The 13,171-nt window shown below is 70.2% G+C and carries 11 protein-coding genes; 4 read left to right on the plus strand and 7 right to left on the minus strand.

Going from position 1 to position 13,171, the window contains the following annotated elements; translation table 11 throughout:
• Window positions 1–27 precede the first annotated feature (27 nt).
• Complete coding sequence (locus V5F75_RS00635) at window positions 28–474, plus strand: RrF2 family transcriptional regulator (protein ID WP_394034261.1); 447 nt, start codon at window positions 28–30, stop codon at window positions 472–474.
• Between the two features lie 89 nt (window positions 475–563).
• On the opposite strand, the gene V5F75_RS00640 is transcribed toward V5F75_RS00635, so the two are convergent.
• The 5 genes from V5F75_RS00640 to V5F75_RS00660 form a co-directional block, all read right to left on the minus strand.
• Window positions 564–1,739, minus strand: coding sequence for an ABC transporter permease (locus V5F75_RS00640; protein ID WP_394034262.1), 1,176 nt, complete (start codon window positions 1,737–1,739; stop codon window positions 564–566).
• A gap of 1 nt (window position 1,740) precedes the next feature.
• A complete protein-coding gene (gene rbbA / locus V5F75_RS00645; RefSeq protein ID WP_394034263.1) occupies window positions 1,741–4,485 on the minus strand; it encodes a ribosome-associated ATPase/putative transporter RbbA in 2,745 nt (914 codons plus the stop codon).
• A 10-nt stretch (window positions 4,486–4,495) separates the two neighbouring features.
• Window positions 4,496–5,575: an HlyD family secretion protein gene (locus V5F75_RS00650; RefSeq protein ID WP_394034264.1), complete on the minus strand. Its 1,080-nt coding sequence runs from the start codon at window positions 5,573–5,575 to the stop codon at window positions 4,496–4,498.
• Between the two features lie 144 nt (window positions 5,576–5,719).
• Entirely contained in the window at window positions 5,720–7,084 is a 1,365-nt protein-coding gene (locus V5F75_RS00655) for an ABC transporter ATP-binding protein (RefSeq protein WP_394034265.1), read from the minus strand.
• A 17-nt stretch (window positions 7,085–7,101) separates the two neighbouring features.
• Complete coding sequence (locus tag V5F75_RS00660) at window positions 7,102–8,832, minus strand: ABC transporter permease (protein ID WP_394034266.1); 1,731 nt, start codon at window positions 8,830–8,832, stop codon at window positions 7,102–7,104.
• Between the two features lie 308 nt (window positions 8,833–9,140).
• On the opposite strand from V5F75_RS00660, the gene V5F75_RS00665 reads away from it, so the two are divergent.
• Window positions 9,141–9,479, plus strand: a complete 339-nt coding sequence (locus V5F75_RS00665; RefSeq protein ID WP_394034267.1) for a Rieske 2Fe-2S domain-containing protein — start codon at window positions 9,141–9,143, stop codon at window positions 9,477–9,479.
• An 8-nt stretch (window positions 9,480–9,487) separates the two neighbouring features.
• On the opposite strand, the gene V5F75_RS00670 is transcribed toward V5F75_RS00665, so the two are convergent.
• Window positions 9,488–10,471 carry an LLM class flavin-dependent oxidoreductase gene (locus V5F75_RS00670; RefSeq protein ID WP_394034268.1) on the minus strand — a complete coding sequence of 328 codons (984 nt, stop codon included), beginning with the start codon at window positions 10,469–10,471 and terminating at the stop codon, window positions 9,488–9,490.
• Between the two features lie 225 nt (window positions 10,472–10,696).
• Between V5F75_RS00670 and V5F75_RS00675 the strand changes: the two genes are divergently transcribed.
• Window positions 10,697–11,386, plus strand: a complete 690-nt coding sequence (locus tag V5F75_RS00675) for a fumarylacetoacetate hydrolase family protein (protein WP_394034269.1) — start codon at window positions 10,697–10,699, stop codon at window positions 11,384–11,386.
• 7 nt (window positions 11,387–11,393) lie between these two features.
• Here V5F75_RS00675 and V5F75_RS00680 read toward each other — a convergent pair whose 3' ends face one another.
• Window positions 11,394–12,089, minus strand: coding sequence for an adenosylcobinamide amidohydrolase (locus V5F75_RS00680; protein WP_394034270.1), 696 nt, complete (start codon window positions 12,087–12,089; stop codon window positions 11,394–11,396).
• A 267-nt stretch (window positions 12,090–12,356) separates the two neighbouring features.
• On the opposite strand from V5F75_RS00680, the gene modA reads away from it, so the two are divergent.
• The gene (modA, locus tag V5F75_RS00685) at window positions 12,357–13,163 is read left to right on the plus strand and encodes a molybdate ABC transporter substrate-binding protein (protein WP_394034271.1); all 807 of its coding nucleotides are present in this window, start codon (window positions 12,357–12,359) and stop codon (window positions 13,161–13,163) included.
• Window positions 13,164–13,171: the final 8 nt, after the last annotated feature.

Raw genomic sequence — 13,171 nt, forward strand, 5'->3', positions numbered from 1 at the left:
CCCCATAAGCCGACCAGAGGGCGTGGAATGCTGACGAAAAAGGGCAAGTACGGTCTGAAGGCGGCGGTGCACCTGGCGCGCCTGCCGGCGGGCGGCTCCACCCAGGTGGCCGACATCGCCGAGGCCAACAACATCCCCAAGAAGTTCCTGGACGTGATCCTGGGCGAGCTGCGCAATGCCGGCTTCCTGGCCAGCAAGAAGGGCAAGCTCGGCGGCTATCGCCTCGCCAAGCCGGCCGAGGACATCCTGGTGGGCGACATGATCCGCGCCCTCGACGGGCCGCTCGCGCCCTTCCCCTGCGCCAGCCGCAACGCCTACGAGCCGTGCGAGGACTGCGACGTCTCCACCTGCGAGGTGCGGCTCATGATGGTGCGGGTGCGCGACGCCATCGGCACCGTGCTCGACACCACCACCCTCGCCCAGATGCGCGACCTCTCCCACGAGGCGCTCACATCCTTCGTGGACTATATCTGAGAGCAGCGGCCCCGGCCTTCGGCCGGCGGGTTCCGCTCAGGCGCAGCGCGGGCCGGAAGGCCCACGGCATGGTTCCGCGCGTCCTCCGCTCACTGCTGGGCGGCGAGGAACTTGCGGAAGCGCGCCAGCGCCACCGAGAAGAACAGCATGCCGATGGCGAAGGTGGCGAGGAAGCGCGGCCACACCGTTTCCATGCCCGCCCCGCGGTAAAGGATGGCCTGCGCGAACGCCACGAACTGGGTGGAGGGCGAGGCCTGCATGGCGGCCTGCAGCCATTGGGGCATGCTCTCCAGCGGCGTGAAGCCGCCCGAGAGCATGTTCATGGGCAGCACCACCAGGAAGAACAGCAGCCCGAACTGCGGCATGGAGCCGGAGAGGGTGCCGAGGAAGATGCCCAGCGCCGCCGAGAAGAACAGGTAGAGCGCGGTCCCCGCCAGGAACAGGCCCACCGAGCCGGCGATCTGCATCCCCATCACTCCCTTCAGCACCACCACGATGGAGAAGGCGGTGCCCACCAGGATGACCGCGCCGTTGGCGAGGATCTTCGCCAGCATGATCTCGGACGGGCGCACCGGCAGCACCAGCAGGTGCTCCAGCGTGCCGTGCTCGCGCTCGCGGATCAGCGCCGCCCCGGCGAGCAGCACCGAGAGCATGGTGACGTTGGTGATGAGGCCCATGGTGCCCGTGAACCAGGAGGATTCGAGCCCCTGATTGAAGGCGACGCGGATCTTCAGCTCCGCCGGCGTCGCCGCATCCCGCCCGGTGCGGGAGACGAAGCGGCTCACCTCCTGCTGGAAGATGCCGGAGATGTCGGTGGCGCCGAGGCCCGCCTGCATCAGCGCGGTGGCATCGATGAGGAGCTGCACCGTGGGCGTGCGGCCCGCCAGCACGTCCGACTGGAAATCGGGCGGGAAGTTCAGCACGAAGGTGTAGCGGGCGGCGTCCATGCCCTTGTCCACCTCGCCGGGCTGCAGCGAGACCGGCGGCTGGAAGCGCGGCGGCAGCAGGGCATCCAGGATGGCGTGGGACAGGGCCGAATTGTCCTCGTCCACCACGCCCACGGTGGCGCGGTTGAGGTCGTGCTTCATGCCGTTGGCCTGGATGTAGATGGCCGCCGTGAAGGCATAGAGCACGAGGATCAGCAGCGCCCGGTCCCGCCACAGACTGATGAGCTCCTTGACGAGGAGCTGCCAGACGTTGCCGGCGCGGGCGGCGAGCCGGGCCTTGAGGCTGCGGGGCGGTGGAGCGTGAACGGGTGTCGCCATCTCACGTCTCCTGCTTGCGCAGGATGGTGTGCGCCAGCAGCAGCAGCGCCGGCCAGAACGCCGCCGTGACCAGGATGAAGGGCAGAAGCTCCATGAAGCCCAGCCCCTTGGTGAAGGCGCCGACGCTGATGCGCATGAAATAGGTGGTGGGGAAGAAGGTGCCCACCGCCCAGGCCGCCCCCTCGAGGGTGGCCACCGGCTGGAGCAGGCCGGAGAATTGGGTGGCCGGCATCATGGTGCCGATGGCGGTGCCGAACAGGGCCGCCACCTGGGTGTTGGTCAAGGTGGAGGAGACGAGCCCGATGGCGGTGGTGGCGAGCACATAGACGATCGCCCCCAGCAGCAGCCCCAGGAACGAGCCCTTCAGCGGCACCCCGAACAGGAACAGCGCGAGCCCCACCATGACGAAGAAGTTGAACACCGCCACCGCCACGTAGGGTGCCTGCTTGCCCAGCAGGAATTCCAGCTTCGTCACCGGCGTCACATAGAGGTTGGTGATGGAGCCCAGCTCCTTCTCCGTCACCACCCCCAGCGCGGTGAGGATGGCCGGGATGAAGATGAGCATGAGCGCGATGACCGCCGGCACCATGGCATCCACGGAACGGAACGACTGGTTGTAGCGGTAGCGCATCTCCAGGCTCGCGGGGGTGGCGAGCGTGCCCCCCGCCGCCTCCGCCGTCTGCTGGAGGAACTGGGTGTGCACCTGCTGCACGTAGCCCTGGATGGTCTCGGCCCGGAACGGCATGGCGCCGTCGATGGTGACGAGCACTTCGGTGGGCCGCCCGGCCCTCAGGTCGGCGCCGAAGCTCGGCGGCAGCTCGATGGCGAAGGCGATGTCGTTGGCCTTCAGCCGGCGGTCGAGGTCGGCGGGGTCGGTGATGGGCCGCTCCACCACGAAATAAGTGGAGTGGGCGAAGCCGTCGATATAGGCGCGGCTCTCGGCGGTCTGGTCGCGGTCGAGCACGGCGAAGCGCAGCTTGTCCACGTCCAGGGTGATGCCGTAGCCGAAGATGATCATGAGCAGGGCGGTGCCGAGCAGCGCGAAGGCGAGGCGCACCGGATCACGCCGCAGCTCCAGGCTTTCGCGCCAGGCATAGGCGCCGAGCCGGGCCCAGGAGAAGCTCTGCCGCCGCGCGGGCACAGGAGCCGGTGGCGGCAGGCGCGCATCGGTCTGCGCCTCCCGGCCGCCCATCTCCATGTAGGCGATGAAGGCCTCCTCCAGGGAGGGCGCCTTCTGCGCCGCCTTCAGCTCCTCCGGCGTGCCGGTGGCGATGACGCGGCCGGCGTGCATGAAGGAGATGCGATCGCACCGCTCCGCCTCGCCCATGAAATGGGTGGAGACGAAGATGGTCACCCCCTCATTCCGCGAGAGGCGCTGCAGATGGTCCCAGAAGCTGTCGCGCGCCACCGGGTCCACGCCCGAGGTGGGCTCGTCGAGGATCAGCAGCTCGGGATCGTGCAGGATCGCCACCGCCAGCGACAGGCGCTGGCGCACGCCGAGGGGCAGGCCGTCGGAGAGGGCGTCGAGGTGGTCATCGAGGTCGAAATCGGCGGTGAGCTTGGCGATGCGCTCGGCCGCCGCCTCCTTCTCCAGGGAGAAGAGACGCGCGTGCAGCTCCAGGTTCTGCCGCACGGTCAATTCGCCGTAGAGGGAGAAGGCCTGGGACATGTAGCCCACCCGCCGGCGGCTCTCGATGTCGGAGGGGTCCACCGGCACGCCGAACAGCAGCGCCTCGCCCTCGCTCGCGGGCAGGAGGCCCGTGAGCATCTTCATGGTGGTGGACTTGCCGCAGCCGTTGGAGCCGAGGAAGCCGAAGATCTCGCCCCGGCGGATCTTGAAGGTCACGTGGTCCACCGCCACGAAATCCCCGAACCGGCGCGTGAGCCCGCGCGACTCGATGGCGATGGGCGCGTCGTCCGGGATGGGGGCGCTCGGCGCGGCCCCCTCGCCGTCGCCGCGCCGGTCCTGCGGCAGCAGCGAGATGAAGGCCCGCTCCAGGTTGGGCTGGCCGGTCTTCTCCAGCAAGGTGGCGGGGCTGTCGTCGGCGAGGATGCGGCCGTCGTCCACCATCACCACGCGCTCGAAGCGCGCCGCCTCCTCCATGTCGGACGTGGCCACCAGCAGCGTGAGGTGGGGCCGGTCGGCGCGGATGGTTTCCACGAAATCCCAGAACTGCCGCCGCGAGAGGGGATCGACGCCGGTGGTGGGCTCGTCCAGCACCAGGAGGTCGGGGTCGTGCACCAAAGCGCAGCACAGGCCCAGCTTCTGCTTCATGCCGCCCGAGAGCTTGCGCATGAGCCGGCCGGCGAAGGGGGTGAGGCCGGTGGCCTCCAGCAGCGGGGCCACCCGCGCGCCCTTGGCATCGGCATTCTCGCCGAACAGGCGGGCGAAAAAGGCGATGTTCTCGGCCACCGTGAGGTTGGGATAGAGATTGCGCCCCAGGCCCTGGGGCATGAAGGCGATGCGCGGCTGCGCGAGGTCGCGCGCGCCGCGGGTGGCGAAGTCCGCCCCCAGCACCTCCACCCGGCCCTCCTGGATGCGCTTGGCGCCGGTGATGAGGCCCAGCAGGGTGGATTTGCCCACCCCGTCCGGCCCCACCAGCGCCACCGAGGCCCCCTGCGTGATGGCGAGGTCGATGCCGTCCACGGCGAGGGTCCTGCCGTAGCGGTGACGGATGCCCGAAAGCCGCAGCGCCGCGGCGGACGCGCCTCCGGGGTCGCCAACGGTCACGGCCGGCTCCTCCATGGGGCGACGCTCACTTCGGCGCCCCGGCCGGCGCGGGCGTGGCTTTCGAAGCGTCGGGGGCCACCGGAACGGCCTTGGATGCCTCGGGCTTCTGCGTGGCGGTGGCTTCCTGCACCAGGTCGGAATCGAGCCAGCTCGGCCACTGGGCGTTGGGATCGAGCCGCACGTAGCCCACCCCGGTCACGCCGGTCTTGGCCTGGGCGATGTACCTCTCCACCAGCGGCTGGGGAATGCGGAGCTTCACGCGGAACATCATGCGATCGCGCTCGCTCTGGGTCTCCACCTGCTTGGGGGTGAACTGCGCGCGGGCCGAGACGAACGACACATTGGCCGGCACCGCCCGGTCGGGCAGCGGCTCCAGCAGCAGCCGCGCCTCGGCGCCGAGGGCAAGGCGGCCGGCGTCGGCGGCGGGCAGGAAGACGGTCATGTAGACATTGGAAAGGTCGAGCAGGGTCAGCACCTTGCCGCCCGCCGCCAGCACCTCGCCGGGCTCGGCCAGGCGGTAGAGCACGCGGCCGAACTTGGGCGCCACCAGCGTGCCGTCCTGCACCAGCCGGGTCAGGCGCTCCACCTCCGCCTCGGCGCCGCGGATGGCGGATTCGCTGGCGGCGAGGCTGCTCTCCGCCGCCGCCAAAGCGGCCTGGGCGGTGAGCTTGGTGGTGCGGTACTGATCCACCTTCTGCTCGGTGGTGAAGCCCTTCTCCACCAGGGTGGTCTGGCGCTCCAGCTCCTTGGTGGCGAGGTCGAGCTCGCCCTTGCGCTGCTCCACCACGTGGGTCGCCGTATCGCGGGACTTGATGGCCTGCACTTCCTGCGCCTGGGCGGTGCGCAGGGCGGCGGCGGTCTCCGCCACGTCCATGTGGGCCACCACCTGGCCCTCATTCACGAAATCCCCCTCCTCCACCAGCACGTCGAGCACGCGACCGGGGGCCTTGGTGGCCACGTCCACCTCGGTGGCCTCGACCCGGCCGTTGCCAGAGGCGAAGCCCGACGGCAGCGCGCGGGAGCGGGATGCGAGGTAATAGGCGCCATAGCCGCCGAGGGCGATCACGGCGAGGAACAGGACGATGAACGACAGGGTCCGCTTCATCGACGAAATGTCTCCCGGACAGGCGGCGCGGGTTCGGGCGCGCCGGGGAGGCGGCGCCGCGATCCGCAGCGGAGGGTTGTCCTCTTCTCCCACACTTCCCGGCGATACCGCAATGCGGCATCACCCGCCGCCCGCGCGCATCCCTCAGGCGGGGTTGTCCAGGTTGAACTGGCGGGCCTGGGCGTCGTAGCCGAACAGCTCCGCGTAGCGCCCCCAGGAGATGGCGGTGTGCAGCGTCGTCTCCGCGAACTCCTCGGACATGTAGTCCTCGAGCTCGCCGGCGAAGCGCGCGAACGGAGCGCGATGGGCCGGCCGCTCGTCGAGCACGCGCTTGATGAGGGCGGCGAGCGCCACATGGGCCAGCATGTGCTCGGCGAACAGGCGCTTGCGGTCGTCCACATCGGAGGCGACGAAGCGGAACCCTTCCTCGGTCAAGGTCACGTCGCCGTTGGCGAGGTCGGCGAAGCGCAGAAGCTGGAGCGCCTCCACCACTGGAAAGAGCTTGTCCACCTCCATCCGCAGCGTCTCGGCCAGCTCTGGCAGGTCGGCGCGGCCGCCGAAGGGCGAGGCGGCGACCGTCTCCATGAGGCCGGAGAGCACGTTGGTGGAAACCTCCGGCAGCAACAGCCCCATGCCGATGCCCGCCCCGGCGTCGCCCGCCGTGATCCTGCGCGGCTCCAGCGGCGACTGGGTCATGCGGCCGTAGATGTCGTCCACCAGCCGGCGGAAGGCGGGATCGGTGCGGTGGCGCGGGTGCGGCAGCTCGATCCGAAGCTCGGTGGCGACCCGGCCGGGGTTGGATGAGAAGATGAGGACGCGGTCGCACATCAGCACCGCCTCCTCGATATTGTGGGTGACCATGAGGATGGATTCGATGGGCAGCCGCCCCTCGGACCACAGGTCGATGATGTCCGTGCGCAGGGTCTCGGCGGTGAGCACGTCGAGGGCGGAGAAGGGCTCGTCCATCAGCATCAGGCGCGGATGCACCACCAGGGCGCGGGCGAAGCCCACCCGCTGGCGCATGCCGCCGGACAGCTCCTTGGGATAGGCATTCTCGAAGCCGTCGAGGCCGATGAGGTCGATGGCCTCCAGCGCGCGGCGGCGCCGCTCGGCCGCGTCCACGGCGAGCGCCTCCAGGCCCAGCTCCACGTTCTGCTGCACCGTGAGCCACGGGAACAGCGCGAAGCTCTGGAACACGATGGAGAGCCCGTCGCACGGGCCGGTCACCGGCTGGCCGCACCAGCGCACGTCGCCGTCGGTGGGACGCAGCAGGCCGGCGATGATGCGCAGCAGGGTGGACTTGCCCGAGCCGGAACGGCCGAGCAGGCCCACGATCTCCCCGCGCCGGATGTCGAGGGAGACGTCGTCGAGCACCACGAGGTCGGCGTTGTCGCCCTTGTGGTAGATCTGGTGCACGCCGGCGAGATGGACCAGGGACGAGGGGTCCACCGCGGCCGCGCTGCCGGCGGCCGTGCTGCCGGGGGTGCCGTTGGAGATGCCGTTGGTCATGGGAACCTCCCCTGCGATCAGTCGAGCCGCGTGCGCCGCGCGGCGAGCACATACATGGGGCGCCACAGCAGGCGGTTGAACAGGAGCACATAGGCCGACATGACGGCGACCCCGAGCACGATGCGCGGATAGTCCCCCGCCGTGGTGGCATCCGCGATATAGGCGCCGATGCCCTGCGCCTTCAGCGTGGTGGAGCCCCAGCTCGCCACCTCGGCGACGATGGAGGCGTTCCAGGAGCCGCCGCTGGCGGTGATGGCGCCCGTCACATAATAGGGGAAGATGCCCGGCAGGATCACCTTCCGCCACCAGTTCCAGCCGCCCACATGGAAGGTGGCGGCCGCCTCCTTCAGGTCGTTGGGGAACACGCTGGCGCCGGCGATCACGTTGAACAGGATGTACCACTGGGTGCCCAGCACCATCAGCGGCGACAGCCAGATGTCCGGATCGAGCCCGAACTGCACGATGAGCACCACCGCGAACGGGAACACGATGTTGGCGGGGAACGCCGCCAGGAACTGCGCCAGCGGCTGAACCCGCTCCGCCACCCGCGGCCTCAGGCCGATCCACACGCCGATGGGCACCCAGATCAGGCTCGCCAGGGCGATCAGCACCAGCACCCGGACCAGGGTAAGCGAGCCGAGCCAGACCACGTGGGCCAGGTCGCTCCAGGCCAGCTCGGTGGCCACGAACCGCGCGATGGACACCAGCGCATAGGCCGTTATCGCCAGCACGATCGCGATCCAGGCCCAGTCCGCCCAGCGGCGGCCGAGGGCGGCGCGGGCCGCCTGCGGCACCGGAGCCTCGAAGCGCTGGCGGGCGGTCCAGGCAAGCGCCGCCCCCACGGGGGAAAGGACGATCCGCAGCAGCCGGCCGCGGCGCATGGCGTCCAGCAGCCACGACTTGGGCGCCGTGGCGCCGGCGGACAGCTCCACCCGGAACCGGTCCGCCCAGGCCACCAGCGGCCGGAACAGGATCTGGTCATAGAGCAGGATGACGACCAGCATGGCCCCCACCGCCCAGCCCACGGCGGCAAGGTCGCTGTGCTGGATGGCGAGCGCCACGTAGGAGCCGATGCCCGGCAGGGTGTAGGTGACGTTGCCCACCGAGATGGCCTCCGACGCCACCACGAAGAACCAGCCCCCCGACATGGACATCATGGCGTTCCACACCAGGCCCGGCATGGCGAACGGCACTTCCAGGCGCCAGAAACGCTGCCATGACGAGAGGTGGAACGCCTGGGAGGCTTCCTCGAGGTCGTGCGGGACGGTCTTCAGCGACTGGTAGAAGCTGAAGGCCATGTTCCAGGCCTGGCTCGTGAAGATGGCGAAGATGGCGGCGAGCTCGACCCCGATCACCTGCCCCGGAAACATCGCCATGAAGCCCACGACGGTGAACGACAGGAAGCCGAGGATGGGCACCGACTGCAGGATGTCGAGGATGGGGATGAGCACCATCTCGGCACGCCGGCTCTTGGCCGCGAGCGCGCCGTAAAGCAGGGTGAACGCCACCGAGGCCGCCATCGCCGCCAGCATCCGCAGGGTGGTGCGCAGGGCGTACTCGGGCAGCATCTCCGGATCGAGCGACACCGGATTCTGGTCGAGGGCCGAAATGGGCACCAGCGTCTCGCTCCCGCCGTGGGAGATGAGGATGATGACGCCGAAGATCAGGCTGAACGCCAGCCCGTCCCAGAGGTTCGGCGCGTGGCGGGCGACGACTCCGACGGCCGAGGGATGCTGAAAGCGCGTCATGGTGGGGCCGAGGCGTGGGAGGAAGCGGAAAGCCCTGAATGCGTGGGAGCATACGTAGGGCGTGTAACAGACCGAACACAGACACGGCCGTGCGCGCAGACCCGCGGCCCACCCCCCGGCGGCGGCCCGAGGGCCCGCCCGCGGCCGGCACCGGCGCAATTGCCCGCCGGACGGGAGCCGGAGGGGGATGGCGAGGCCGCGCTCCCGCACACCCGCCCGCGACGGAGGGCCGCGCGCGCCGCCGGCCCGGCAATGGTCCGCAAATTGCGTGTCCCCATGCGGAATTCCCTTTCCGGAAGGCGACCGCGATGGCTTTCACCTTTATCTGTCACACCGATGCCGTGCGCGAGGGGGGCATGGGCCTTTTCCACGCCGGGCGCAAGAGCGTGATGCTGCTGTGGCCGGCGGGGGGCGCCCTCGCCGCCTATCGCGGCCGCTGCCCGCACGCGGACGTGCCCATGGAGGGGGCGACCTTCGACGGCAAGACCGTCACCTGCCCCCACCACCAGTGGGGGTTCGACGCCGCCAACGGCAAGTGCGTGACGCACCTTGTCCGCAACGCGCTCCACCCCTATCCGCTGCGCATCGAGGGCGATGAGATCCAGGTGGACGTGGGGCCGGCGAAGGCGCCGCGTACCCCGGCCTGAGCCTCAGCTCAGGCGGCGGCCGGCAGGCGCGGGCGGATCGCGCGGGCGAACAGCTCGATGTCGGCCCGGCGCTTGGCGAAGGCGGGGCTCAGGGGCTTCAGCAGCAGGGCGCGGGGCGAGAGGTCGGCGCCGATGGCGGCGATCTTCTCCTCCACGTCCGCCGCCGTGCCGACCAGGGAATCCGCGATCATCCGGTCGAGGGCGAACCAGGGGGTCCAGCCGGGCGCGGCCTGCTGCGTCACGCTCTGCATGCGCTCCACGAACGGCTTCAGGAAGCCCTTTGCCTCCTCCACCGCCTGCGCCCGCGTGGCGGCCACGTGGTAGAAGCGGATGAGGGTGAGGCGCGGATCAGTGCCGGGGGCCGCCTCGCGGTAGAGGCGCAGGCTCTCGCGCACGCCGTCGAGGGGAAAGGGCGGCGCCGCCATGGCGCCGTAGCCGCGCGCGGCCGCCAGCTGCAGCGCATCCGGCGTCGCGGTGGCGAGGAAGGTGGGGATGGGCGCCTGCACCGGCTTCGGCACCAGCTCCACCCCGTCGAGGGTGAAGAACGCGCCCTTGAAGTGCGCCACCGGCTCATAGAGCAGCTTCTCGATGACGGTGAGCGCCTCCAGCGTCCGCGCGCGGGACGCGTCCTTGTCCACGCGGAAATGCTTGTTCTGCACCGGGAACGGCCCACCCCGCGCCACCCCGAGGTTGAGCCGCCCGCGCGAGAGGATGTCCACGCTCGCCACGTCCTCGGCCACCGTGATGGGATCACGGAACGGCAGCAGCACCGCCGCCGAGCCGAGGCGGATGCGGCATGTCAGCGCCGCGAGATAAGCGAGGAGCGCCAGGCACGAAGGGCTCGCGGCGCCGGGGTTGAAGTGGTGCTCCGCCACCCAGGCCTCCTCGAACCCCAGGTCCTCCGCGAGGCGCACCAGCTCGGCCTGTTCCGCATAGGCGGAGACATAGTCCTGCCGCGGATTCTCATAGGTGCAGAAAAGGCCGAACTGCATGGCAATCTCCAAAAGCAAAAAGGCGGCGCGGCACCGGGGGAAGCCGGCCGCCGCGCCGCGGACCGGATGCGCATCATGAGGCAAACGCCCACACGTTATATGTATATGAATATAGGAAGGCCGTCAGCGGCGTCGCGGTCGCACACGCCCGCACGGCGGCGCGCGCTTTCCTCGGACGGCGGAAGCTCCTAATCAGGAACCTCCCGCTTTGCCCGGAGCTTGCCCATGGCCGAGTATGCGTTTCCCCCCCTGCCCGTCCCGACCCTGCCGGTGGCGGGCGAGAGCGTGCTCTTTCCCGTCCACCGCATCTATTGCGTCGGCCGCAACTATGCCGACCACGCCATCGAGATGGGGCACGACCCGGACAAGGAGCCGCCCTTCTTCTTCCAGAAGAACCCGGACACGCTGGTGCCGAACGGCGCCACCGCCGCCTATCCCAAGGGCACGAACGACCTGCACCACGAGATCGAGCTCGTGGTGGCGCTGAAATCCGGCGGCACAGACATTCCCGCGAGCAGCGCGCTCGATTATGTCTACGGCTATGCCGTGGGCCTCGACCTCACCCGCCGCGACCTGCAGGCGGAGCTGAAGAAGATGGGCCGCTCCTGGGAGCCGGCCAAGGCGTTCGAGGATGCCGCGCCCTGCTCGGCGCTGGTGCCGGCGAGCCGCATCGGCCACCCCTCCTCCGGGCGCATCTTCCTCGACGTGAACGGCGCGCTGAAGCAGCAGGGCGACCTCAACCAGATGATCTGGAAGGTGCCGGAAGTGATCGCCACCCTCTCCACCCTGTTCCGCCTCGCGCCCGGCGACCTCATCTTCACCGGCACCCCGGCGGGCGTCGGCCACATCGCGCGCGGGGACCGGCTGGAAGGCGGCGTGGAGGGGGTCGGCACCCTCGACATCCGCTTCGCCTGAGCGGGGTTCAGAAGACCAGGCGGGCGGGGTCGGCCAGCCACACGGCGGCGGCCTCGCGCGTCGCGGCGAGCGCCGCGGCGCCCACCGCCTCGCCCACCGCGGTGTGGAGGCCGGCATAGGGCAGGCCCGCGCCCGCCGCCGGGGCGCTCATCACCACGCAGTCGGTGCCGGTGCCCGAGACCGCCTCGGCGGCGCCGGGACGCCGGAAGTCCGCCTCCAGGATGGCGCGGGTGCGTGCCTGCACCACGATGGAGGAGGCTTCGAGCAGGGCCGCATCGGTCAGCGGCACGTCCACCGCCGCCAGCATGTTCACCGTGCCGGCCGAGAGCCGCGCGGCGGCCTCCGGCGAGAAGCGCGCGCCCACCCGCTCCCCGTTGTTGAGGCCGAGGGTGACGAGGCACGCCGCCGTCACCCCCTCCACCGTGCATTGCGCGACGTGGTGATGATCGACATTGCGGGAGGTCAGCAGCCCCACGGCGGCACCGAGGCCGGCGGCGGCAAGGCGCGCCGAGAACCATTCGGGCACGTCGAGATCGGCCGTCAAATCGGCATTGCGCACCTCGAGCCAGGCCACCGCGCGGGCCGTGACGAAGCCGGGCCGGGTGATGGACCACGACACCATGCGCTGCTCCCGCGCGAAGCGCGCCACCAGCAGCGGCCGCGCCGGCTCGACGGCGAACAGGGGGCGCGCGGGGGCCCTCATCGCGCCGCCTCGGGGCGCGCAGGCATCCGGCAGCGGCGGGGGCGCAGAGGCATGCGAAGGCGGAGGAAAATCACGGGGAACCGATGCGGGAATGGACGGGGGCGCACCATGCCCGGCCACCGCCGCCGTGTCCATCGCCGCGCCGCCGGGCCGCGGGAAGCATGCGACAATGGTCGCAGGCGGGCGGTTCCGGTGTGAAATGCGGTTGGCAGATACTGGCGGCCTGCCCTAAGTTATATTCATCTGAATATAATTCAGGACATTCCGATGGCCTTCCGACTGCTCTCAGCCGCTCTTCTTTGCCTCTCCATTGCGCTCCCTTCCATCGCCTCCGCCGAGGAAGCCAGGCCGGCGCCCGTCCCGGCCAAGGTCACCACCACCCAGACCGTCTTCGCCGCCGCCTCCATGTCGGATGCGATGCGCCAGGTGAACGAGATCTGGGTGGCCAAGGGCAATGCGCCCCTGCAGTTCAATTTCGCCGCCTCCTCCACCCTGATCCGGCAGATCGAGCAGGGGGCCCAGGCCGCCGTATTCATCTCGGCCGACCAGCGCTGGGCCGATTGGGGCATCGAGCGCAACCTGCTCGTGAAGTCCACCCGCGTGTCGCCGCTGGGCAACGATCTCGTGCTCATCGCCCCCAACGACAGCACCGTGAAGGTGGACATCACCAAGACCACCGATCTCGCCGCCCTGCTCGGGGCCAACGGCCGCCTCGCCACCGGCGACCCGGCGCACGTTCCGGTGGGCCTCTACGCCCAGCAGGCCCTGACCTGGATGGGCCAGTGGGATGCCATCGGCCCCCGTCTCGCCCGCGCCGACAGCGTGCGCGCCGCCATGCTGCTGGTGGAGCGCGGCGAGGCCCCGCTGGGCATCGTCTACGGCACCGACGCCGCCGTCTCCACCCGCGTGAAGGTGGTGGGCACCTTCCCGGCGGAGTCCCATGAGCCCGTCACCTATCCGTTCGTGATCGTGACCGCCCAGGACACCCCCGACGCCCGCGCCGTGCTCGCCTTCCTGGTGGGGCCGGAGGCCATGGAAGTCTACAAGAAGCTCGGCTTCTCGGAGGTCAAGTGAGAGCGGCG

Origin of the sequence: Xanthobacter albus, from assembly GCF_043194895.2 — a bacterium.
GTDB lineage: Bacteria > Pseudomonadota > Alphaproteobacteria > Rhizobiales > Xanthobacteraceae > Xanthobacter.

What these genes read in the sequence shown, in the direction of transcription:
- V5F75_RS00635 (WP_394034261.1), top strand. Translation starts at nt 28, where the DNA reads ATGCTGACGAAAAAGGGCAAGTACGGTCTGAAGGCGGCGGTGCACCTG.
- V5F75_RS00640 (WP_394034262.1), bottom strand. Translation starts at nt 1,739, where the DNA reads ATGGCGACACCCGTTCACGCTCCACCGCCCCGCAGCCTCAAGGCCCGG.
- rbbA (WP_394034263.1), bottom strand. Translation starts at nt 4,485, where the DNA reads ATGGAGGAGCCGGCCGTGACCGTTGGCGACCCCGGAGGCGCGTCCGCC.
- V5F75_RS00650 (WP_394034264.1), bottom strand. Translation starts at nt 5,575, where the DNA reads ATGAAGCGGACCCTGTCGTTCATCGTCCTGTTCCTCGCCGTGATCGCC.
- V5F75_RS00655 (WP_394034265.1), bottom strand. Translation starts at nt 7,084, where the DNA reads ATGACCAACGGCATCTCCAACGGCACCCCCGGCAGCACGGCCGCCGGC.
- V5F75_RS00660 (WP_394034266.1), bottom strand. Translation starts at nt 8,832, where the DNA reads ATGACGCGCTTTCAGCATCCCTCGGCCGTCGGAGTCGTCGCCCGCCAC.
- V5F75_RS00665 (WP_394034267.1), top strand. Translation starts at nt 9,141, where the DNA reads ATGGCTTTCACCTTTATCTGTCACACCGATGCCGTGCGCGAGGGGGGC.
- V5F75_RS00670 (WP_394034268.1), bottom strand. Translation starts at nt 10,471, where the DNA reads ATGCAGTTCGGCCTTTTCTGCACCTATGAGAATCCGCGGCAGGACTAT.
- V5F75_RS00675 (WP_394034269.1), top strand. Translation starts at nt 10,697, where the DNA reads ATGGCCGAGTATGCGTTTCCCCCCCTGCCCGTCCCGACCCTGCCGGTG.
- V5F75_RS00680 (WP_394034270.1), bottom strand. Translation starts at nt 12,089, where the DNA reads ATGAGGGCCCCCGCGCGCCCCCTGTTCGCCGTCGAGCCGGCGCGGCCG.
- modA (WP_394034271.1), top strand. Translation starts at nt 12,357, where the DNA reads ATGGCCTTCCGACTGCTCTCAGCCGCTCTTCTTTGCCTCTCCATTGCG.